Source organism: Aquimarina callyspongiae, assembly GCF_034322225.1.
Classification (GTDB): Bacteria; Bacteroidota; Bacteroidia; order Flavobacteriales; family Flavobacteriaceae; genus Aquimarina.
Map to the genome: position 1 here is coordinate 78,351 of NZ_JAXLPA010000008.1, position 23,991 is coordinate 102,341.

The window sequence follows — 23,991 nt, forward strand, 5'->3', positions numbered from 1 at the left end:
TAAGAGTGCGGTTTTTTCAGATAATAGCAAAATCCTGAGAAATGATTTCTTGGTAAGAACAAATTCTGACCAATTCAGCACGAATTCTTTTCGATACACTGCACATGCTAATATATAAGAGAACCTGATAAGGTGCTACATTATCTTCGTCTCTTGATTTACTTTTTTAAACAAAAATATAGAGATATGAAGAGATCTACTTATTTAATTATCTTACTGGTTATGCTAAGAGGAATTTATGGTTATAGTCAATATACGTTTCAGGACTGTTTTGATACATATAACCAAGTGGATGCACCATTTATACAAGGAGATAAAGTTTCTTTGAATGGAATCAATTACGAAGCAAAGTTTTGGATAGATACACCACCTCCAGGAGAGGCTTGGAGTAATCAAGGAGCCTGCGGTGAGGCCTCTGCGGTAATTGGAGAACCATTTACAGAAAAAAGAAGAGTAATAGGGTATATGCCTACTTGGCAAGAAAGCTATGACTTTTCTACCTATGATCCTTCAAAAATTTCTCATGTTATAGTTTCTTTTTTAGATTTTAAGGCTGTAGATGTCGGGGATGTATTCGAGAATATGGATTATACAAGTAACGATTTTGTTTCTGAAATTAAGTTTTCTGAACAGTCTGTAAAAGATGTTGATTCCATATTGACACATAGTAGTACCAACTTATTAAATGTTTCTAGAGCTGTTGATACTAAAGTTATGGTAGCCATTGGCGGTGCAATTGATTATGGTTTTTTGTGGTTGATGAACCGCTATTATAATGATGATCAAAAGATAACAGAAATCGCACAATTAATGGTAGATTATGTAGAATCCAGAGGTTTGGATGGTATTGATTTGGATATGGAATGTTGGTGGACAGACAGTAATGTTAATAAAACTATAGAAGATGGAGGTAGAGTTAGAGGAAGTAATTTTGGAGATACTGATCAAGGTCCACATGTTGCAGGTATTGGAATCACTCGATTAGCAAGAAAAATTAGAGAACTAAAACCAGATATTTTATTATCTTCAGTTGTATTTGGAACAGCCTGGTATGGAAATAATTATGATGAAGATATGGCAGAATACCTGGATTGGATAGGGATATTTACCTATGATTTCACAGGCTCGTGGAATGAAACACCATTTGGTCCTCATGGAGCATTAAGAAAATTACCATTGAACACTTATACACATCAATCTGCGGATAATCCAATTTTTTCTGGTGAAGAAGTTTTGGAGTATTGGATGGGAATTGCAACTCCTGTCTGGAATCATGATGGTGGATTTAATATAGAAAGAAATAAATTATGTATCGGAGCACCTTTTTATGGATATGATTTCTCTACGAGAAAACCAAATGGAGGTAATGGATATGAATTTGAAAGATATGCGGATATAGTGGCAAAATACCCTAATGCTCCCACATCATATGATCCCAAATCTCCAGGTGCTTTTAATGGTAATATCGACCAAAATGGAGAAAATATATATTATGAAACTCCAGTAAGAATTCGTGAAAAAATGGAATTTGTCTATGATTATGGACATCAGGGAATCATAATTTGGGAATTAACTCAAGATTTAAACCCAAACCATCAAGATAGTTTATTGAGGCATATTGCAGATGAAAATGAAAAACAATGTATAGATGCAGGACTGGGATGTAATGTGCTATCTGTCGATTCAGTAGATGAGATAGATAAAGAAATAAAACTATTTTTTACAGATAATAAAATATACTATGATTTTACCTTTCCTATTGATGATATATCATACTTAGAAATTTTTGATTTAACAGGTAGAAAAATAGTGTCAAAAAAGATAACAGATAATAAAGGTGATTTTTCTTTTAATTCATCAAAAGGAATATATGTGGTCAGGATAACAGGATTATCTAAACTTATATACGTGTATTAATCTTATCAAAGAGATATTCAAACCAGAAAACCCTTTAATACATATTAAGGGGTTTTTTGTTGTTTATAAAAACAACTTTTCTTAGTAACATTTGGCGTAACATTAATAAAAAAATCTTCGAAATCAATAAACAGTTTAGAGTAGGTTTTATCCCATTTGTAATAATAAAAAGGTGTTATTTCCCTGAAAATCAATATGGGAACATTATTAAAAATACTATAAACACTGGAGATCCGATAGAATAGTATTATATAATAAGACTCTTTTTGATATAAAAAACGGGTATAAATACCCTGTTTTGTGGTTTGAGTAAATTATACATTTGAGAAGATTAACAATTAGGGGTGAAAACGGGTTACCTCATAGTACTGTTTAATAATAAAATAAGTAAACAGTATCGCTTCCCGAATTACTCCAAAAATTAATAACCAACTTTAATATCATGTCAAACACAACAATTTATGCCGTCGATTCCGGTTCAGGGAAATTAGTAATCAACACAATAGATAGTGATAAAATATCTGCAATGCCAAAAGGATTAAAAACCTTTGCCAATTTTAATCTAAATGATAAAAGCTATGTTGTAGGGTTTGATCCATCTGCAAAAAAAGCTTACACGTTCCAATCTCAAAACGAGAAAACAGGAGAGTTCTTAAACCAGGTTTCTAGTTGCGATATTTCCTTTGGGACAACCAATGTAGAGACATTCTATCTTGCAGGAAGACCTATGTTACTAACATATGATCCTTCTTCAGAATATGCTCAGTTTATTGAAATATCAGATACTTTAGAATTAATATCTATATATAGTGCCAAAATTGGAAAAGGATTATCTACAACAAAGCCTTTTGCCTATCGTTTTGGGATTTTCTTTGTGGCCTATGATATAGAAAATGGATCTGTAAACAAATATCAGTTATCCGTTCCGGCAAATCAGAAATTATACGCTACAAAAACGTGGTCAGACAAGTGGGCGCAGGGATGGACACGCTTTTCTTTCTTTCAGTTAGGAGGAGAAAACTTCTTTATTAAAACTAATATTAAGTATGATAAAGTAAATATAGATCACTTTATGGATGATCCAGATGAGAGCTCACATCCGGTTGCTAATATTCCTGCACCACCACAAATGCAGGGTTTACAGGATGTTGCTGCATTTACAAATAAGATTGGTAATGCATTTTTTGCAACCTATAGAGATAATGGTGAAGTAACTTTTAACAGCATACATGGCAATTGCTTAGGTTGGACTGATGAAGTTCAGGAAAAAGCAGCTGCAGGAGCCACGACTATCCTTCCGTTTACTGTAGGGACCGATAATTATGTGTTAGTATACTAAAAACATAGTATTCTATTTAGTATTTCTTTTTCCCCTTTTTAGGGTATTTAATCTTTTTTAAAACTTCGTTATGTCTAAACTTTTAACGTCATCAGTAGATGCATCCGTAGATTTACCAGATCTGCCTATTATCGATTGGAATAAGATTGGAGCTAGTGCTCCTGAACATCTATGGGTAGATTATCAAGGACCACAAGCCAAATTACCTGACGCAGATATTGTAGTAATCACCTGGACTGTTGCAGAATGGTCAGCATTAGATCATGTATTTGTAAATAGTGATACCACAAGAAACAGTAAGGCGTATAAATGGAGAGACGACTGGTTTTTATATAGTCGGAACGCACCATCTACTACAAATCCTTCAGAAAAAGAAGCATATGAGTATCTATGGGGATATTTTAGAATGGTAAAAATCACCAATAAAGATGGTGAAGATCTCAAAGTATTACTCTTTAAATCAGAATCCCATTTATCACATCCACCGTATATCACTGGATTGTCAGATATGGTCAAAAATATAATAGATGACTCTCAGCCCGATAAAGTTTATTCTATAGGTACAGCTGGAGGAGCACGTCTGGATGAATGCCTTGGTGATGTTGCTGTTACTAATATGGCCAAAATAGAATTGGATAAACCACAAAACAAAGGTGTGGATTATAATAATGAAACATTTTCGTGTAAAACGTGGTTTCCTAATACAGATCTATTACCGCAAACTCAGGACAGTTTATTTTTTACGATGACAGATGCGGTTTCTGATCAAGAACTACAAAATTTATTAGATCAGTTACAAGAAAAAACGCCAGATGCAAAAGATTTTACTCTTCAGGATTTGGTAAATAGACCAATTAACCCGAAAAACCTCGGGCAGTCAAGAGCTTTGCCTTTTAAAGATACGCCTTTATTAACTACCGATTTTTACTTTATCGCAGATGAAACCAATGCAACTCAATATTGTGTTTTAGAAATGGATGATGCGGTTATAGCGCATCAGGCAGGATTACAGGATACTGATTATGCTTTTGTACGTAATATTTCAGATCCTTTAGTTCCTACCAAAACTGCAGATGGAAGGACTATTCCAGAAGATGTAAGAACAGGCTGGTCTGGAATGATCTATCAGACTTTTGGTATTTACTCTAGTTTTAATGGAGCTCTAACAACCTGGGCAACCATAGCAGGATAATTAGTAACAAATAAAACAGGTATTATGGAAAAAACATACAACCCTAAAAGAAGTAATATAGAACAAATAGAAAATCCTTTAGAGATTGATTTGGTATATAATGTAAGATCATGTGGTACCTGTAAATTCTTTTGGCCAGATGATGTTTCGAAACAACCTTATGGGCCATTTCCAATATTTGATTTTAACTCTAATACGCCACAGGAAAATGATCCCACGGATGATCCGGTTGATTATGCTTGGTTAAAAGGAACAACCAGAGATCAGGGATTTCCTAATGGAGAAGTAATGGATGGTTGTCGTAAAGCACCTATAATGACAATTGGTATCAACCCAAACCTGACTGCTTTTGCACCAGGAATTCAAGGAACCAGTTGGGCATATCCAAGCTTCACGAGTGATAATAACACTGATGCGTGGACTAAATATGCTTACTATTACAGGTACCGATCTGTATATCAGGAGCATTTAGATATTAATCTTATTAAAGAATACCTTCTAAAAGAAGGAGAGATTATTGCGCAAAAAGCAGGTGTGGTAGTTAGTGCTATACGTACTAGCGCAGCACCTGATTTTTCAATAGAGGTTTTGTATGATGGAGATGAGAATAAAACCAAGATAGAACTTAATAGAGCTCTTGGAGAACCGAGATATGTTCTATTGTATGACCACTATGAGCCTAATAACCGATTCGAAAAAGGAGATATAATTGCGGCAAAACTAGATGTTCCGGCAGATAAAGAAGTCGAGGTCTATCAAAAACAAATTGGTTATTATGAACAATTTGTTCCTTCTCTGGATCAGTTTAATAAATTTCTTATAGAAAAAGGAAATACAGGAGCGAATCTTCATATTGGAGAAGACGTTTGCCAGATCGATATGGTTGCTTGTGCATCGCCACATTGGAACGAAGATTATCTAGGAAATCAGGAAAAAGAAATTGTCTCTAACTGCGTTAGTACCAATGCCTGGGCTATGAAACAATTGGTCCAAACAAAACCGGCAATCCTGTATTTAGTCGGTGAAGCCTCTTATAATATGTTCAGAGATGCTTTTGGTAATCTACTTAATAGAAAAACTAAGTTGCCAAAATATCCAGAAGATGGGGCTTTTACATTGTTTAAAGAAACCATCGATGATAATGATCCTACTTATTTTAAATTCAATACAGAAATAGATGGTGAATCGTATGATGTAGCGACTAGAATAATAGTAACACCTCATTTTTCGTACAATACCAATTTCCTTCCGCAATTTAGAATGTCAGAAGATAGTTGGGATACATTTAAAGAAAAGCACGTTTCTTGTGCAGATTTTCTTAAAACAGATAAAAGAATCACTTATGTGGCTCCCAAAAAAGAAGGCTATTTTATGGCATTTGAAATTACAGAAGATCTTGCTGGAGTATGGAAAGATTTATATGAGCAATATAAAAATGCTTTAGACGATTTGCAGTCCTATTATTATAATCCACATAAAGATATGGCTAGAGTGTTAGAAACGCTCTATAAAGAAGGAAAACTAGCCTATACTCAAAAAGGAAATGACGGTAAAGGATATTTAACCAGAACAGAAGGCTCTTGTCATTTTTGTGTAAATGATAAATGGTCTTTTCCATTGGGATGTCCTTATGATAAGATTTCAGAAAAACCACCAACTCCAGGGTTTTTACAAAAAGTAGCTAAAGAGATCGTTGCGGCTGGAAAGCCACAATATAAGACTACAGTATAAAGATTAACATAAAATAGATATTATGTCAAAGATACATTTGGTACCACCTGATGCGGTACGCGTATGGAGAGGTTTTAGATCTCCAAGTTTAAAAATTTCAGATTTTTTTGAACGATTATCCACTGTATTCGTTCCGGCCACTGTAGAAATGCAAACAAAAATAGGATTGGCTTCTTATATTCCTACTATTCCCGGAGGAGTAGAGAATAAACCGGATACAGTACCAGACGAAACAGCCATTTTATACTGGAATTCACAAGATACATATCACGATGGATTCAAAACCTTGGCAGTTCGTACTTATACGCTAACCCATGGATCTGTTTATACATCAGATAGTAGAGCAGATTTTCCAACTTTTTTTAAAGGTACTCTGCAAGAAAATGAACCTTGTTACCTGGTAGATCAACCTGCAGATTGGATGAACGGAAATGTTAATCATATCGTAGGAGGTAAACCCCCAGGAATGACCAGTACAGAGTTTGCAGAAAAAGTAGCATCTATTGTTTCTCAAATTCAGAAAGAAGGTAAAATTGATGGAGGAGTAGTTTGTGTTGGCCCGGATTACTTGGTGTATTGGGAATTAGGAGAAACATTATCCAGTGGATATGCAGAGTTACAAGCGTTAATTGATTGGAAACTATGTGTGAACCCAAAACCAACTTCATTACCAAAAGGATTATGGGAAGTATGGCCCGGAATGGATATCAAACCAGGTGATGGGTTCAATATGCAATTTAAAAGAAATGATCATGAATAGTAAACCTAAATATGAGCCAATAGCTCCGGATGCTGTTCATGTATGGAGAGGGTTTCAAACTCCAGAAAAAACATATGAAGAGTTCGTAGATTTTCTGGGATCTGTTTTTGTACCTGCCTGTTCATTACTACAACCCAATATAGGATTGCATGGATATGTACCGTCGCTCCCTAATCATGAAAATAAACCAGCTACGGTTCCTGACCAAACAGCTTTGATGTTTTGGGAATCTCCAGAAATATATAAGGCTGGATTTAGAACAGTTGCTGTTAGATCTTATACAAGTATGCATACGTTGGTATATAATACCGAAACCAGTAAATCAGGATTTCCGATTGCTTACGATGGCAAACTAGCGGTTGATCAGCCTTATTATTTGATTGATAAGAAATCAGATTGGATGTCGGGTACTGTACATCATTTGGTAGGATATAAAAAAGAAGATCAGAGCAATGAAGAGTTTTTAAACTTAATAAATGAATGGGCAAAGGATTATAGTTCACCTAATGCTGATGGGGCTTTATTATGCGTTGCTGAGGATTATGTAGTTTTTTGGGAGCATTTTCCAAGACAAGGGAGAAAACCCAGTTCAAAATTTCAAAAACTGGCTAACTCAGTAACCCCGTTTTTAGATGAAACGGCAAAAAACTTTGTATTACCAGCAGGACTATGGGATGCCTGGAAAGGTATTGATCTCATCAAAGAAAATTGCATAAACGTACAACTTGACCGACCCTAATATGGATACCTATAATTCACCACATCTTGCGCTCTGGAAATCTGCAGCAGTTTCGGCAATAGCTAAACAGCAAAATGGCAAGAATGCCAAAATAGATGAAGAGCATCCTTTATTAAAAGCTATAGATACATATAGCGAAGCAATGATCAAGAATGAACCGTTAACCGAACCCAAAAATCCAGAAGATTTGCAGGATGATGATCCACAGATTTTGGCATATTTAACGGCTTTAAATCATCAGTTGGCACATGCCAAAATATCTGAAGATAAAGATTTAGAAGATCAGATTAATGAGCAACGTGGGCGATTTAGATATGGTAATCCTTTATGGGAAGAGCAACAAATAGAATACTTTCGTTATTACTGGAACTATCCTTTTCACAAAGGACAATCACCGTTATATCGTTCCTGGCAGGATAAGGAATTCGGGAATAACAACCTTAATTACGGAGTAATTGATTGGAAGATTCCTGCAGATGCAACTATCGCCCTCATTGGTGATATTGGTACAGGAACAGACATTGCAGCAGGGGTTTTAGCCTCTGCCTTATCATTCGATCCTGATGTGATCCTACATGTAGGGGATATTTATTATTCAGGAACACCATATGAATTCGAAACCAGGTTTATTGGGATGATTCGAGAGGTGATGAAAGCTCACGGAAAAAATGTACCTGTCTTTACAATTCCAGGAAATCATGAATATTTTACAGGAGGAATTGGATTTTATGACTGCATTGATACTGATATGCTAATCAATACCAAAGATCAAAAACAAGAAGCAAGTTACTTTTGTTTGAGAACCGAAGATGATTACTGGCAATTCCTGGCAATGGATACCAGTTTTTATGGACATTATATGGATGTGCCAGAAAAAGCACAAAAAGCAGCTTTAGAACTTTTGCATAATAATAAAGTTGATATTCCTAGTGATCCAACAAACCCACATTGGTCAGATGCTTTTAACCCGATATTTCATAGAGTTAGTAATCCGTATATCAAGGTAGAAGATACAACTCACAGAACCGGGATGATCCCGATACGAGATGACGAGCAGTTATGGCATAAAAACAAACTTGAAACTTTTGACGGAAGAACAATACTCTTGTCGCATCACCAGGTATATTCTGCAAAACAGCATATTGGAGTAGCTCAGACTCAAATAAAAGATTCAAATGGAATAAGCGTTCCAAATCCTAAAGATATGAACCGAGCCTGGATAAACACTGAGTTATGGAAGCAATTTGGAGCATTTATGCCAAAAGTTGCAGCCTGGTTTTGGGGCCATGAGCATAATCTAGGAATTTATAAAGATAACTACCGCCCTGATGGATGGGAAGATGCTTCAGGTAACCTTTCCACAATTCCGAAAGGAAGATGTGTTGGACACTCAGCTATTCCGGTTCAGGAAAAAGAAGCTCCTTATGAGCAGAAATACCCAGTTCCTTTAATAGCGGAGAATGCTAAACTAGACCTAACTAATGGGTGGTATGATAGAGGATATCAGATTCTAAAACTTCAAGGAAAAGATCAACCTATAAAAACGAGCTATTACCAGATTGCCGAAGCAGACCCTGAACCTTTACTCATTTTTGAAGAAGAAATACACTAATCAACAAGAAATTATAGTCTATGAAACGAGCATAACAATTAAGTTGATACCAATCAAAATGATAATTGGCAAATTCCATCTGACTTTTAAAGAAAATAAAATATAAATAGATGAAAACCGTAGCAGCACACTTAGAAATCACCCCCGAAAAAAGAGATCTGGAATGGATCAAAAGCATGCTTCAGATTGCGATTGAGCTGGAACATTCTACACTACCATTATACCTGTCTTCTATGTTTTCACATAAAGTACAGAACTATCCTTCTTACAACCTTTTTAGGAGTATTGTCATGGAAGAAATGGTTCATATGGCGATTGCCTGTAATATACTGGCAGCTATTGGAGGAACACCTAAAATCAAAAACCTAAACCCTGCTTTTCCAAGAAATGGTTTACCAGGTAATGCAGAACCAGATGTGGAGGCCGTGATAGCCAAATTTTCTAAGCTGCAGTTACAAAACTTTCTGAGGATTGAAATGCCAGGAATCTTACTTCCTGATCAATATAAAGATGAAAAATACCCAACCATTGCTAAGTTATATACTGCAATTGAAGATGCTATCAAAGCCAATGCCGATGAAGTGAGAGCTGCTATGAAAAAAGGAGGAACATCTAACCAGGTTGGAGATGATATAGGATTTACAACCATTACCTATGTCGAAGGAGAAGATCCGTTACTACAAATTTATGCAGGAATAGAAGAAATTATAGAGCAAGGAGAAGGAACGCCGTCTGGTAATTTGCATGCAGGACCTACTTCGCAAGGAGAAGCCTCTCATTATTGCAGGTTTGCAGAAATATTTTACGGCCATCAATATCAAGAACCTAATCCAAAAGTTCCACTAAATAAAGAAACAGTTGCAGCGTATTTTAAAGGATATTCGGTGGCATTCCCTGAAGTGGTCAATACCTTATTTGTTCCTTCAGATGGGTACGCAAAGATTTTAGAATTAGATCCTAAAGCAACAGATGTAAAAAAACACTTAATAGGGTTTGATACAGCATATACTAACATTATGGATGATCTCGAATTAATGTGGAATGGCCCACAAGATCAGTCCTGGCCCAATTTTGGAAAAGCCGTAGGGACTATGTCAGAGATGAGAGTGCTTTCTTGTTTTTATATTATGCAACTTCAGATTCCTGAGGATATTATCGATAAGCTAGAAACATTATATCCGGAAGAGTTCGAACTTATAAAAAAATATACGGATTTGGATCAACCAGTATTCTATGGTCCTAGATTCTTTAACCTTAATGTTCAAAAATAGACTTCTATGATACAAGTGTTAAATGAAGATGCAAAGAGTGTAGATTGGTGGTTTATTTATAAAACCCCAGAATATTCAGGATCCAAGGATAATCTGGGGTATGACTATTTATATTATGATGCTGATGGAAAAGAATTAGTACTTTCTGAGTATAAACTCAATGAAACCAAAGGAGCATTAAGCTATACTTTAGATAACATTTTCAAAAATAAAAGTAAAGAAACCGGTTATGTAGTATATAATGATGAGCATACTGATGAAGATCGTAATGATAACCGAAGGGGGCATTGTAAAGGAATTTTAGTATTTAATAAAGAAGAAGATCAAGCTGTTTTTATGCTGCATTCTACCCCTAGATTTCCAGCAAAGAACGAAACTACACTTCCAGAAAGAGAAAAGAAATACGGTCAGACTTTTATCTGCATCACTTTAAGTGGTTATGCAGAAATAAATAAGATAGCGAGTCAGATGTTAAATCAGCAAAACCCACAAGTTCTTGATGAAAGCTCTTATATGCCTGACTCTATTTCTAAAAATGATGCGATATATAAGCTTTTTAAAGGAGATTCTTTTGAGCAATCTAAACAGCCTGAAACTATTTGTATTACCTCAAAAGCGGGCAAAGAGTTTAAATTGATCGCAAAAAGTAAATCCTGGGGAGAGGATTTCTGGATAGACCTTGTAAGCCCCGAGTTAGACGAAGATTTGATTGTTGAATCCTGGAGGCGAGGTACTGTGCCACCTGCAGAAGATGCCACATCTTCAGAAGAAGATGAAGATGTAATTACTATCAAGTTTTATAAAAAAGATGCATATGATTTTGAATGGGAGTATACTAAAGATCATGCAAAATGGGCTACTAGTATTGCTAATAAAACCAGTAAGAAACAATGGGTGTGCGTAGCAGATCTTAATAGAATGGTATCTCAGGAAAAAAGAGGAGGAGGAACACTCTGCTTTGAAGAACAAAACTTATGGAAAGCTTTACAAAAAGCAGAAGAAAAATTACACGAACAAGGTAAAAAGTAGCTTATGGTTCGAAAATCACTTGTAAAAAGATTAGTAAATCAATATTCAATAGCTTTTGTTTGCGCACTAGCCTGGACTTTTGTCAATTTTATGATGGAAGAAACCAAGTCCTGGCATTACTATTTTAATATATTTGGTCCAACATTTTTCTTTTTCACTTGGTTTGTTGAACAGTATTTTAGAGTTTTTACTGAAGATTTACAACAAACATCTTTTACTAAAATAGAAAGAAATCTACATCGTATCACAAATAGGGTTGAGGACAGTAATAATAAGTTAGTTAAGACATTAGAGAATGAGAAAGTCTATTGCAGTGCCATATTAAGTCTACAAGGGAATAATAGTACAATAAGTATTGATTTTGATAAAACGGGAGAAGGTGCTATTGAAGATTTAGAAATTTCATTTTATGGCGATATTATTGAGCTCAAATCAAAAAATTGCATCTATAAAAATGATTCTGATTTATTAAATAGTGACCCTATTACTTTTTGTTATGGAGGGCAGGAGTCCAAAATTTTAATAGTCTACAGTTCTAAAAGAAATACATGGGTACAAAACATATTTCTTAAAATGGATGATACTGATGTTAAGATACATAGTGACCTAGAAATACACGGAAGAAAAAACGTGGATTATTATAGCATCTCGAATACAGAACATACTTTTTAAATTCCTGATTTAATAACTCAGATATTTGATTATCTTTAAAACCAAAGTAAATACTAATTATAATACCAATTTAATTTGTAGTATATGATTGGTATGAATCTTGCTTTTAATACTAATGAAGATAAGAATTCGTTATACCAATTCTTAAATGAAATTAGTAAGAGTTCTGTATAAAAACTATTTTAGAGATGATACGTATTAAATATATTATGGCCAGAATAGCAGTATTTGCCATAATTGTTGGTTTGACTCAATGTGCTACTAGTCAGAAAATTGATGAAGCCGCTCCGATTGAAATAAAAGGAGCTTACTTCCAGAATTGGGTAGCAGGAATCCAAGGAGGAGGTTCAGGTGTTTTAATATATATTCCTGTAGAGGAGAAATCTGATGTACAATTAGACTATGTCTATTTTAATAATAAAAAAATCAACCTGGAACGAAAACCTAACGAACCTGCATATGTGGGCCGATACACTAATCCTGGTGAAAAAAGAGACTTGGTCATGAGTGGTGACTCTAAAGAAGAGTTTACTAATGAGCCTCCGAAAATAGAAGAGAAGATACCATTTGAATTAAAAGAGAACGAATGTATTATTGCTTATACCAAAAGTGGTAAGACAGGATTTTTTAAACTTGATAAACTACCTGAAAAAGAATTACAGGCGTATCCCATGCAGCGAAAACAATAAAATTGTAATTTTATAGCCACAATCTATACGGCAGTTGGGAATATTTCAAAAACTATTTAAGCAAACTTTCATTTATGGATTAGCCACTGTGCTACCTCGTATGCTGTCTTTTCTATTGGTAGTAGTTCATACTGCCTATCTTGATGGCCCTGTATCGTATGGTAAAGTATCTATAATTTTTGTTTGGATTATTATTTTTAATGTATTGCTTGCATACGGAATGGAAACCTCTTTTTTTAGGTTTTTGAATCTGGATAAGCATAAAAATAATGTTACCAGCACCGCCTCAATTTCAATAATAACCACAACCACTATTTTTGTGGTTATAGCATTATTAGCTCAGGATGTAATATCAAATATATTAGGTCTTGAAAAAGAATATTTGATCTACGTGATCTTTATTCTGGCATTTGACGCATTAATGATCATTCCTTTTGCGGATCTGAGGGCAAAAGAAAGACCAATTAGATATTCTGTTATAAAAGTGTTTAATGTTGTTATTTATGCAGGGTTGAATGTCTTTTTCTTAATTTTTTTAGAGGATCTGGTAAAAGAGTTTGCGTGGCTGGAGCTGATATATAAAGATAATTTTGAGGTTCAGTATATTTTTATTGCTATGGCAATAGCAAGTGCTAGTACCTTGCTAATGGTTTCACCTTTTTATCTTAGGATAAAATACCAGTTCGATAAAGCACTCTGGAGAAAAATGATTGTGTATGGTACACCAATCTTAATATCAGGACTTGCGTTTGCTATTAATGAACATTTTGATAAGCAATTATTAGAGTGGATACTGGATGGAGATACAGGGTTATTTGCTTCAGGAGCATACTCTGCTTGTTATAAATTGGCTTTATTTATGACATTGTTTGCTACCGCTTTTAGAATGGGGATCGAGCCTTTCTTTTTTAGTCATGCCAAAGATAAAAATGCCCCAGAAACGTATGCAACAATAACTCTATACTTTGTGATTTTTGGTGCTTTTATCCTTTTGACAGTGACTACATTTTCACAATTTTTAAAAGAGTTTATGATCAGAAAACCTGAGTATTGGGAGGCAATGGCTGTAGTACCTTTGATTCTTGTCGCTAATTTTTGTCTTGGGATTTATCATAATCTGTCTGTGTGGTATAAGATCACGGATCGCACCAAGTTTGGTGCTTATATTTCAGTTGTAGGAGCATTGTTAACATTAACACTTAATCTAATATTAATACCAAAATATAGTTATATGGGATCGGCAGTAGCCACTTTAATTGCATATACTACAATGATGCTTTTATCCTGGTATTTTGGTAAAAAATATTATCCCATACCATATAATCTGAAGAAGATTGGGATGTATCTAAGTTTGTCAATAGGTTTTTCTATTTTATCATTTTATGTTTTTGATAGTAATTTGTTGATTTCTATCCCATTGTTACTAGTGTTTTTAGTAATTTTGTACGCCTCAGAAAAAAAGGAACTGAAACGAATTTTGAAAAGATAAGGGCATCTTTTACTGCTCAGACCTGTCTGAGATATCAAGAAGGATTTTCTTTTATTGAACAACAACATATAGTATGCAAATTAGAATTATTAACAGTTCTTCACATGAACTGCCACATTATGAGACCATTGCCTCTGCAGGAATGGATTTAAGAGCCAATATAACAGCGCCGATTACATTAAAACCTTTAGAAAGAACAATTGTTAAAACAGGATTGTTTATAGAATTACCTGTGGGATATGAAGCCCAAGTTCGCCCAAGAAGCGGGTTGGCTGCCAAAAAAGGAGTGACTGTGCTTAACGCGCCAGGTACTATAGATGCAGATTATAGAGGCGAGATAGGCGTGATTTTAGTAAACTTATCTAACGAAGATTTTACTATTCAAAATGGAGAAAGAGTTGCGCAATTAGTAATTGCAAAACATGAAAGAGCAGAATGGGTTGAGGTAACAGAATTATCAGAAACCTTAAGAGGTGAAGGAGGTTTTGGAAGTACCGGAGTTAAATAGCTTATCTTACTCCTTTCATATAAAGAAAACAAGAAGAAACAACAATCAAAAAAATAAAACCAGTTTAAGAAATGAAAATCATCGTACCTATGGCAGGAAGAGGTTCTAGATTAAGACCTCATACTTTAACCGTTCCTAAACCTTTAATTCCTGTTGCTGGAAGACCAATAGTACATCGTTTAGTATCTGATATTGCAAAAGTATTGGGAGAACCTATTGATGAAATCGCATTTATATTAGGAGATCCTGCATTTTTTGGAGATGATGTCGTGGAGAGTCTTACAGAACTCGCAGAAGGCTTAGGAGCAAAAGCATCTATTTATAGACAAGATGAACCTTTAGGTACAGGTCATGCAATTATGTGTGCAAAAGAATCCCTTTCTGGACCAGCTGTGATTGCATATGCAGATACACTAATTAGGGCGGATTTTAACCTGGATAAAGAAGCAGATTCTGTGATTTGGGTTAAACAAGTAGAAAGCCCTGAAGCCTATGGTGTTGTAGAATTAAATGAAAAAAGTGAGATTGTAGAGTTGGTAGAAAAACCAAAAGAATTTGTATCAGATCTAGCAGTTATTGGTATTTATTATTTCAAAGATGTTGGAGTTTTAAAAGACGAATTACAATATGTTCTGGATAATAACATTATTAATGGAGGAGAGTATCAGATTAATGATGGTATTAAAAGAATGATGGCAAACGGAAAAGTGTTTGTTACAGGGCAGGTAGATGAATGGATGGATTGCGGAAATAAAAATGTTACTGTTGAAACTAATACTAGGATGTTAGGGTTTTTAGAACAAGATGGAGAAGAATTAACAAGTAATTCTGTAGTTACAGAAAACGCAGAAATAATACCCCCTTGCTATATAGGAGAAGGAGTAGTACTTAAAAATACTACTGTCGGACCTAATGTTTCTATAGGTAATGGATGTACAATTGAAAATACAATTATTAAAAATAGCCTGATTCAGACCCAAACTATCATAAAAAATGCTAATTTAGACAATGCAATGATAGGAAATAATGCCATTTATGATGGAAATTATACTACAATAAGTATAGGAGATTATTCAGTTTTGGAATAATTTATGAGGTAAGCGTCTTATGATTAAATATTGGAAACATATTAGCTTTTTCTTACTGCTTTCAGGAGTAGGGACTTCAATGGCCTTTTCTCAAGAGATTGAGCCCAAACAAGAAATCAATATTGATGATCTCGGGAATGTTTCTGATAAATTTCAAGAATACTTTTTTGAAGCACTCAAACAAAAGGCTATAACGAATTATGATAAAGCAATTGAAGCTTTAGAAAAATGTATTGAAATCGATGCAACATTTAATTTCTTATATTTTGAATTAGGAAAAAACTACCTGAAACTCAAAGAACATCAGAAAGCCGAAGATAATTTCAAAAAGGTATTAAAAGAAACACCTAATAATAGATATGTTTTAGAACTGCTATTTGAAGTTTATTTTGCACAACGTAAATATTCAGAATCTGTTGAGGTTGTAGAAAAACTTGTAACGTTTAATCCTTTGTTCAAAGAACAATTAGCTAATTTATATTACCTCGAAAAGCGATATGATGAAGCTTTAACATTAGTTGATGAACTTCAGGAAGAATTTGGTAATGACGCTTATCGTGAGCAATTAAGAAAAAGAATTGCGGTAAAGATCACTAACCCTAATAGTCAGATTTCAAGGCTAGAGAAAAAAATTGAAGAAAACCCTAAGGAAGAGCAGAATTATCTTAACCTGATCTACCTGTATAGTCAGGATAATCAAAAAGATAAAGCATTTGAATTAGCGAAGCGTTTACTTAAGAAAAAACCAAAATCAGAACTAGTACATTTAGCATTATACAAGTTTTATCTGAACGATAATAAAACTGAAGATGCAATTAATTCTATGAAGATCGTTTTGACAAGTGATCAATTAGATACAGAAGCTAAATATAAAGTCGTAAATGATTTTTTAGTGTTTGTTAATGATCATCCTGAATACGAGCCTAAATTAATTGAAGTTGCCAATTTGTTTTCAAACGATCAAAGTAATGATAAAGTTTTTACAGAATTAGGTCATTATTATTACAAAAAAGATCAAAAAGAAATAGCCCTTAATTATTATGAAAGAGGTATAAAAAATAACACCAGCGATTTTACTTTACTAAAGAGGATATTGTTGTTGCAGTTAGATCTTAAAAGATATGAAAAGGCAAAATTAGGAAGTGAATTGGCGCTAGAGTTGTACCCTGCTCAACCTTTGTTTTACTTGGTTAATGGAGTGTCTCTGATCAATTTGGATGAAGCTGAGAATGCAATAGAGATTCTCTCTTCTGGAATAGATTATATAATCGATGATCTTAAAATGGAATCAGATTTTTATAAGCAAATCAGCCAGGCATATCTAAAACTTGAAAACACTACAAAAGCTTCAGAATATGAAAAAAAAGCGATTCAGCTTCAGAAAAAATCATAAGAGTTAATGAAGAAAGTATTTTATCTATTATGTTTTTCTCTGATTATTTTTAGTTCGTGTAAAAGTACTAAAGCAATAAGTACATCTAAGATCAAGAAGTTAAGTGCTGAAAAAATAATCACAAACCACTACAATCAATCTTTTAACTTTAATACGCTTAATGCTAGGATTAAAGTTAAATATGATGATGGTAAGCAGTCTTTTAGTCCCAACGTTACTTTGCGTATGAAAAAAGATAAAACAATATGGGTGAGTGCCAAAATTTTAGGAATTACCCTTGCAAAGGTTTTGATTACTCCAGAAAAGGTAAGCTATTACGAAAAAATAAATAACACCTATTTTGAAGGAGATTTTGAACTATTAAGTAACTGGCTAGGTACTGACTTGGATTATAACAAGGTTCAGCAAATGTTATTAGGTCAGGCACTTTTTAATCTTCGTGATGATAAGTATAAATCATCTATAGTAAATCAAAACTATCAGCTTCAGCCTAAAAAAGAATTAGAACTGTTTGAGAAACTTTTTTTAATAAACCCAGGTACTTTTAAAATAGCAACACAACGACTTAAACAACCTATAGAGAATAGGAATTTGGGTATAAATTACAGAAGTTATCAAAAAGTAGGAAATCAAGATTTTCCTAAAGAAATTCTTATAGAAGCATTACAAGAACAAAAAAGAACTACGATCAAAATAGAATATAGAACGGTAGATTATAATGCTAAGGTAAGTTTTCCGTTTAAGATACCATCAGGATACGAGGAAGTTACAATACAATGAGAATAGGACAAGTTATATTTTTGATAGGGTTGTTGTGTATAAGTACACCTTCTTTTTCTCAAAGCACCAAGCAGCAACAACTAGAAGAAGAGCGGCAGCGACTTAGGCAGGAGATTGAGCAAATGAAACAGTTGCGAGAAGATAACAAGCTTAAAGAAAGATCTGTATTGGATGAAGTAGAAACCATAAATTCTCAGATCAGTACTCGCAAGAATCTTATCAAAGTTACAAATCAGCAGGCAAATTTATTGACTCGGGAGATTAATGCTAATTTTAAAAAAATGGGAGCATATCGCGAGGAGTTAAAAACACTAAAAGAGGATTATGCTCGCATGATTGTAAAATCTTATAAAAGTAAATCTCAGCAAAGCAGAATTATGTTTTTGCTATCTTCTTCAGATTTTTCTCAAGCGTATAAGCGATTGCAATACATGAAACAATACAATGAGCATCGCAAAGAACAAGCAGATCGTATAGAAACCAGAACCAAAGAATTACAGGAAATAAACAAAGATTTATCTCAACAGAAAAAGAATAAGCAAGCACTGGTTGATGAAAATCGTGAAACGCAGAAAAGACTTCAGGAAGAAAAAAAGGAACAGCAGGTTCTGATGGCTACTATCCGAAAGAAATCAGGAACGTATACAAAGCAGATAAAACAGAAAGAACAACAAGCTAGTGCCATTGATAAAGCAATAGAAAAATTGATAAGAGAGGCTATTGCTAAAGCAAATAAAAAAGCAGGTAATAAAGTAAGTAAAAAAGGTTCTGCTACAACATTTGCATTAACTCCAGAAGAGACCAAACTTGCTGCTGGCTTTACTTCTAATAAAGGAAAACTTCCTTGGCCTGTTGGAACCGGAAGGTTGACTAAAAAATTTGGTAGACAACCGCATCCGACATTACCCAATATCCAAATTAATAGTAGTGGAGTAGAGATTGAAACTCGAGCAGGAGAGAAGGCAAGGGCCATTTTTGAAGGTGAGGTTATAGCGATACAGAAGTTAAGAGGAGCAAGTCGATTAGTACAGATTAGACACGGTAATTATATTACTACATATTATAATATCGAGAAGATAACTGTAAAAGAGGGTCAAAAGGTATCTACCAAACAAGCGATAGGAGAGGTTCGTACCAATCCCACAAATGGTAGAGCTATTATGAAGTTTTTGATCTATCAGAATGCAAAAAGATTAAATCCTCAAACCTGGATTTACAGGATGTAGTTGTTATTTTATGATGAGGTTTGAGAAAAATAAAATAGAATTAGAAAACAAAGGGTATTCTGTTTTAAATCAATTGTATACTGTATCAGAAATACAAGAGATTCTGCAAATAATTAAGAATTCTGAAAAATCTGGTAATTCGTTCCTAAAGACCAAAGATTTATTTGCTATACGACAACTTTTAAATGTTATACCTGATTTAAAACAGGTTCTATTTAATAGTAAATTAATTGATCTTGTCAATGGGTTATTTGATACGGAATGTTTTTTAACAAAAGCAATATATTTTGACAAACCAAAAGAATCAAATTGGTTTGTGTCTTATCATCAAGATTTAAGTATATCAGTTAATCGTAAGGTGGAAGTTGAAAATTATATTAATTGGACATATAAAAAAAATCAATTTGGAGTCCAACCTCCAACAGAAGTACTTGATAATATTATAACTATTAGAATTCATCTGGATACTACAAATGCTGATAATGGAGCTCTTAGGGTGATACCTAAGTCACATCAGAAAGGAATTTGTAGAGTTGATAGTATTGACTGGGAAAATAAAGAAGAACAGATATGTCAAGTGAATAAAGGTGGAGTGATGTTGATGAAACCATTAACATTGCACGCTTCTAATAGAACGACAAATCAGAAGCAAAGAAGAGTAATTCATTTAGAGTTTTGTAACAAAGAATTGGCAGAACCTATTGAATGGCTTGAAAGAATAAAGTTGAGAGATTATACAGGATAAATTATATCTAATATTTATTAGAAAATGGACATTATCATTATTTCATTTGTAGCGTTTTTAGTTTCGATACTTACCTTTTTTTCAGGTTTTGGATTGGGGACTATTTTGACTCCAGTAATGATGATTTTCTTTCCTGTAGAGATCGCTATTGCGCTTACTGGATTGGTTCATTTTTTCAATAATGTCTTTAAATTGTTTTTAGTAGGTAAAAATGCTAATAAAACAGTGTTAATAAGATTCGGGATTCCTGCTGTTATTGCTGCAATGATTGGGGCTTGGGTTTTATTAAATATTCCAGATACCAAACCGCTTTATATCTATGAAATGTTTGGTAAAACCTTTGAGGTGTACCCTGTCAAGTTTGTTATTTCTATTTTGCTGATCATTTTTGCTTGTATGGATTTATTACCATATTTCAATAAACTACAATTTGGTAAAGAAAAACTACCTATTGGTGGTGCGTTGAGTGGTTTTTTTGGAGGGTTATCGGGTAATCAAGGTGCACTGCGTACTGCGTTTTTGATCAAAGCAGGTCTTTCAAAAGAAGCATTTATTGGTACTGCAGTGATTGTTTCAACATTTGTTGACTTTACACGATTGAGTGTGTATGCTACCCGATTTACAAAATCTGGGTTAGGAGATAATCTGGCTTTAATTATTTGTGCTACTCTTTCTGCTATTGCAGGAGCTTATATAGGTAATATTTTGCTAAAAAAAGTTACACTACATTTTCTACAAGTTGTAGTTGCGATTATGTTAATATTGATTTCTATTGCGTTGGGTGCCGGGTGGATATAATGCCAAATAAATTATACAAACAATGCTTTTAATTCTGTAGCATCATCAGGTTTCATTTTACCGGCAAGAACAAGACTCAGTTGTTTACGGCGCAAAGCAGCATCATAACGTTGATGTTCCTGCTCAGTTTCTGGCTTAATTGGTGGAACAGCTACTGGAGCTCCTCGATCATCAACAGCTACAAAAGTGTAAATAGCTTCGTTAGCTTTAGTTTTATCACCACTCTGACGATCTTCTATCCAAACATCTATAACAACCTCCATAGACGATTTAAATGCACGAGAAACCGTTGCTTCGACTGTTACAACACTTCCTAAAGGAATTGCTTTGCTAAATGCTACGTGATTTACAGAAGCCGTTACAACAATTCTTCTGGAATGTCTGCCCGCAGCGATTCCTGCAGCGCGGTCCATACGAGCTAATAACTCTCCTCCAAAAAGATTATTCAAAGGATTAGTTTCTCCTGGTAAAACAAGGTCAGTAAGAATAGTACACGATTCTGAAGGATATCTGGCTTCCATGAACATTTAAATTTTTGGCAAAGATAATCAGGTATAAGGAACTTATACCATACTACAGAATAAAAGTGTTTTAATCAAAATTTGTGATATTGAAAAATTCACTGATTTTTATGCTTTGAATAGAAAAGATATCAGAAAATCTGAAGGAATAATTCTAAAAATGAATGATTATGCCTTTTTCTTTATGAGAAAAATTTTGCTGATTATTGTTATTTAATCAATAACCAAGCTCTGTGATTTTGCTCTTTTTTAATGATTTGTAGTGCTTCTGTAGCTTCAAGACGATTGTCATAGCTTTCATATACTACTTGGTGTAGACCATATTTATTAACACCAATACGACGAGCATTAAAACCTCTTGCTTTTAATTTTTGCACTTTCTTATCCGCATTAGCAGATACTCTAAAAGCGCCGGCAACAATATGATATGAACCTGATGTGGTTGAAGAAGGTAAAGAAGTGTTTTCGTCCTCATTTGGAGTTTCTTCTTCTTTTATAATGTTTAGGTTAATTGCAGGTAACGGATTAGAAATCTCAAAGGTGGCTTGTTGAATTTTATTTTCGATCTCACCATTAGCTTCAACTAATAAATTGTTATTGTAGCTTACATTTTGATCACTAATATGTTTAAGACCAAAGAACCCTCCAACTCCAATAATAATTGCAGCGGCGGCGGCATATTTAAGATAAGGTCTTTCGCTTCGACTTTCAGGAGTGAACGTAATAGGAGTAACTTCTTCAAGTGCTTCTACTTCTTCTTTATATACCTCTCGTTTTACTTCTCTCTGAATTGCTGGAGCAACAAAGGAGCCTAAACCAAAAGCCTCTGTTAAGTAATTTACTTCTTGAGAAGGTTCAAACTGCAGTGTGTTTTCTACTGAAGTAAAAAACGATCCAATTTTTTCTAATTCTACTCGCTTTCCCTGTGCCATTTTTTGATTCAGAGATAAAACATAACGCTGAATTTTTGCAACGGCATCAGTGTAAGAAATATTTTCTGCAGAAGCGATGTAATTAGCCAATAACCCATCATTATTTTGTAATTGACTATTAAAAGAAATCATCTTTTGAGGAGGGTAGAATGCTTGAGTACTTTCATTGATAGTTGCAGGTTGACGCCTTGTAAGAAAAGCACCAAAACCTGGAATGATTACACATTCATATCTATATAATAATTCACTAATGTATGTAGCTGTTGTATTCATTGCCCCCTTCTAAAAAATCGTTCTTTACGTCAATCCTATATAGAAACAGATTGACAAAACTGATGGTTAAATTGTAATAATCCAAAGGTAAAAAAAATAGGAGTTCGATATAAGTAAAGACCTTGAATTTATTAACAGTTTTGTTTTTTTTTGTTACTTGTACTGACTTATAATATATTACATGGTTACTGACAAACTAATTGCCCTGTTAACTCTTAAAAAAGCCCCTAATTTAGGAGATAGTTCTATTAAAAAAATGATACGTGAAGTAGGTTCTGCCGAAGAAGTATTAAAAGAAAAACCTTCAAGTTTGCTTAAAATTGATGGTATTGGAAGTGTAAAAATTAAAGAACTCCATCGTTTGGATCATCGTAAAGCTGCAGAAGATGAACTACGTTTTATAGAGGAAAATACTATTAATTATCATATATATGACGAATCTGATTATCCAGAGAAATTAAAACATTGTATTGATGGTCCTGTAGTGCTTTTTAGTTCGGGTAATATTGATATAAACAGAAAAAAAATAGTGAGTATTGTTGGTACTCGTCAAGTCACAAGTTACGGGGTTCAGTTTTGTGAGGAATTGATAGAGGTTTTATCTCCTCTGGATCCTGTAATCGTTTCAGGATTTGCATATGGAGTAGATATTACAGCGCACAAGGCAGCGATGAAGCATAATTTACAAACGATTGGATGTCTGGCACACGGACTTAATCAAATCTATCCCAAAGTGCATAAAAAGTATGTGTCTCAGGTTGAGGAAAACGGTGGTTTTTTTACAGATTTTTGGAGTACAGATACTTTTGATCGCAAAAACTTTTTAGGTCGTAATCGTATTATAGCTGGACTTAGCGAAGCAACGATTGTTATTGAAAGTGCTGATAAAGGAGGTTCTCTGGTTACGGCAGAAATTGCAAATTCTTATAATCGTGATGTTTTTGCAGTTCCTGGAAGAGCACATGACCCTTTTAGCAAAGGATGTAATACACTTATAAAAACACAACGTGCACATATGCTTACTAATGCTGCAGACCTTCTCTATATGCTCAATTGGGAACTAGAAGAAAAAGAACAACCTGTGGTGCAAAAAAAGCTTTTTGTTGAGCTGGATGATGAAGAAAAGAAGATCTATGGATTTCTTAACGAAAATGGTAAAGAGCTTCTGGATGTTATTTCACTTCAATGTCAGATCCCAACTTATAAAGTAGCTTCTGTATTATTAAATATGGAACTCAAAGGAGTTATTAAACCTTTACCGGGTAAGTTATTTGAGATCATATAACA

22 protein-coding genes are annotated in these 23,991 nt (G+C 34.1%); 20 read left to right on the plus strand and 2 right to left on the minus strand.

What is annotated here, in order from left to right; genetic code table 11:
* The first annotated feature begins 186 nt into the window (after positions 1-186).
* The 19 genes from U0D62_RS24045 (at position 187) to U0D62_RS24135 (ending at position 20,978) form a co-directional block, all read left to right on the plus strand.
* Positions 187-1,917 carry a glycosyl hydrolase family 18 protein gene (locus U0D62_RS24045; protein ID WP_322289910.1) on the plus strand — a complete coding sequence of 577 codons (1,731 nt, stop codon included), beginning with the start codon at positions 187-189 and terminating at the stop codon, positions 1,915-1,917.
* 442 nt (positions 1,918-2,359) lie between these two features.
* Positions 2,360-3,256 (plus strand): hypothetical protein, encoded by an 897-nt coding sequence (locus U0D62_RS24050; RefSeq protein WP_322289911.1) that lies wholly within the window; start codon positions 2,360-2,362, stop codon positions 3,254-3,256.
* A 70-nt stretch (positions 3,257-3,326) separates the two neighbouring features.
* Positions 3,327-4,448, plus strand: a complete 1,122-nt coding sequence (locus U0D62_RS24055) for a hypothetical protein (RefSeq protein WP_322289912.1) — start codon at positions 3,327-3,329, stop codon at positions 4,446-4,448.
* A gap of 24 nt (positions 4,449-4,472) precedes the next feature.
* On the plus strand, positions 4,473-6,179 hold the full coding sequence (locus U0D62_RS24060) for a hypothetical protein (RefSeq protein WP_322289913.1): 1,707 nt from the start codon (positions 4,473-4,475) through the stop codon (positions 6,177-6,179).
* Positions 6,180-6,201: 22 nt separating this feature from the next.
* A complete protein-coding gene (locus U0D62_RS24065) occupies positions 6,202-6,939 on the plus strand; it encodes a hypothetical protein (RefSeq protein ID WP_322289914.1) in 738 nt (245 codons plus the stop codon).
* On the plus strand, positions 6,932-7,678 hold the full coding sequence (locus U0D62_RS24070; RefSeq protein ID WP_322289915.1) for a hypothetical protein: 747 nt from the start codon (positions 6,932-6,934) through the stop codon (positions 7,676-7,678). The genes U0D62_RS24065 and U0D62_RS24070 overlap by 8 nt, the downstream gene beginning before the upstream one ends.
* A gap of 1 nt (position 7,679) precedes the next feature.
* A complete protein-coding gene (locus tag U0D62_RS24075) occupies positions 7,680-9,290 on the plus strand; it encodes a metallophosphoesterase family protein (RefSeq protein ID WP_322289916.1) in 1,611 nt (536 codons plus the stop codon).
* Positions 9,291-9,400: 110 nt separating this feature from the next.
* Positions 9,401-10,561, plus strand: a complete 1,161-nt coding sequence (locus U0D62_RS24080) for a ferritin-like domain-containing protein (protein ID WP_322289917.1) — start codon at positions 9,401-9,403, stop codon at positions 10,559-10,561.
* Between the two features lie 6 nt (positions 10,562-10,567).
* The gene (locus U0D62_RS24085; protein ID WP_322289918.1) at positions 10,568-11,590 is read left to right on the plus strand and encodes a deoxyribonuclease II family protein; all 1,023 of its coding nucleotides are present in this window, start codon (positions 10,568-10,570) and stop codon (positions 11,588-11,590) included.
* Between the two features lie 3 nt (positions 11,591-11,593).
* A complete protein-coding gene (locus U0D62_RS24090) occupies positions 11,594-12,262 on the plus strand; it encodes a hypothetical protein (RefSeq protein ID WP_322289919.1) in 669 nt (222 codons plus the stop codon).
* Positions 12,263-12,450: 188 nt separating this feature from the next.
* Positions 12,451-12,951, plus strand: a complete 501-nt coding sequence (locus tag U0D62_RS24095) for a hypothetical protein (RefSeq protein WP_322289920.1) — start codon at positions 12,451-12,453, stop codon at positions 12,949-12,951.
* 34 nt (positions 12,952-12,985) lie between these two features.
* Positions 12,986-14,440 carry an oligosaccharide flippase family protein gene (locus U0D62_RS24100; protein ID WP_322289921.1) on the plus strand — a complete coding sequence of 485 codons (1,455 nt, stop codon included), beginning with the start codon at positions 12,986-12,988 and terminating at the stop codon, positions 14,438-14,440.
* Positions 14,441-14,513: 73 nt separating this feature from the next.
* Positions 14,514-14,948, plus strand: coding sequence for a dUTP diphosphatase (gene dut, locus U0D62_RS24105; RefSeq protein WP_322289922.1), 435 nt, complete (start codon positions 14,514-14,516; stop codon positions 14,946-14,948).
* A gap of 71 nt (positions 14,949-15,019) precedes the next feature.
* A complete protein-coding gene (locus U0D62_RS24110; RefSeq protein ID WP_322289923.1) occupies positions 15,020-16,036 on the plus strand; it encodes a sugar phosphate nucleotidyltransferase in 1,017 nt (338 codons plus the stop codon).
* 19 nt (positions 16,037-16,055) lie between these two features.
* Positions 16,056-17,429 (plus strand): tetratricopeptide repeat protein, encoded by a 1,374-nt coding sequence (locus U0D62_RS24115; protein ID WP_322289924.1) that lies wholly within the window; start codon positions 16,056-16,058, stop codon positions 17,427-17,429.
* A 6-nt stretch (positions 17,430-17,435) separates the two neighbouring features.
* A complete protein-coding gene (lolB1, locus tag U0D62_RS24120; protein ID WP_322289925.1) occupies positions 17,436-18,209 on the plus strand; it encodes a lipoprotein insertase outer membrane protein LolB1 in 774 nt (257 codons plus the stop codon).
* Complete coding sequence (locus U0D62_RS24125) at positions 18,206-19,435, plus strand: murein hydrolase activator EnvC family protein (protein ID WP_322289926.1); 1,230 nt, start codon at positions 18,206-18,208, stop codon at positions 19,433-19,435. Before lolB1 ends, U0D62_RS24125 begins: the two co-directional genes overlap by 4 nt.
* Before the next feature lie 10 nt (positions 19,436-19,445).
* Complete coding sequence (locus tag U0D62_RS24130) at positions 19,446-20,180, plus strand: phytanoyl-CoA dioxygenase family protein (RefSeq protein WP_322289927.1); 735 nt, start codon at positions 19,446-19,448, stop codon at positions 20,178-20,180.
* Positions 20,181-20,204: 24 nt separating this feature from the next.
* Positions 20,205-20,978: a sulfite exporter TauE/SafE family protein gene (locus tag U0D62_RS24135; RefSeq protein ID WP_322289928.1), complete on the plus strand. Its 774-nt coding sequence runs from the start codon at positions 20,205-20,207 to the stop codon at positions 20,976-20,978.
* 11 nt (positions 20,979-20,989) lie between these two features.
* On the opposite strand, the gene U0D62_RS24140 is transcribed toward U0D62_RS24135, so the two are convergent.
* Together U0D62_RS24140 and U0D62_RS24145 are read right to left on the minus strand one after the other, a co-directional pair.
* Positions 20,990-21,499: an acyl-CoA thioesterase gene (locus tag U0D62_RS24140; RefSeq protein WP_322289929.1), complete on the minus strand. Its 510-nt coding sequence runs from the start codon at positions 21,497-21,499 to the stop codon at positions 20,990-20,992.
* 209 nt (positions 21,500-21,708) lie between these two features.
* On the minus strand, positions 21,709-22,704 hold the full coding sequence (locus U0D62_RS24145) for an HU domain-containing protein (protein WP_322289930.1): 996 nt from the start codon (positions 22,702-22,704) through the stop codon (positions 21,709-21,711).
* Between the two features lie 181 nt (positions 22,705-22,885).
* Between U0D62_RS24145 and dprA the strand changes: the two genes are divergently transcribed.
* Positions 22,886-23,989 carry a DNA-processing protein DprA gene (gene dprA, locus U0D62_RS24150; protein ID WP_322289931.1) on the plus strand — a complete coding sequence of 368 codons (1,104 nt, stop codon included), beginning with the start codon at positions 22,886-22,888 and terminating at the stop codon, positions 23,987-23,989.
* The last annotated feature ends 2 nt before the right edge of the window (positions 23,990-23,991 follow it).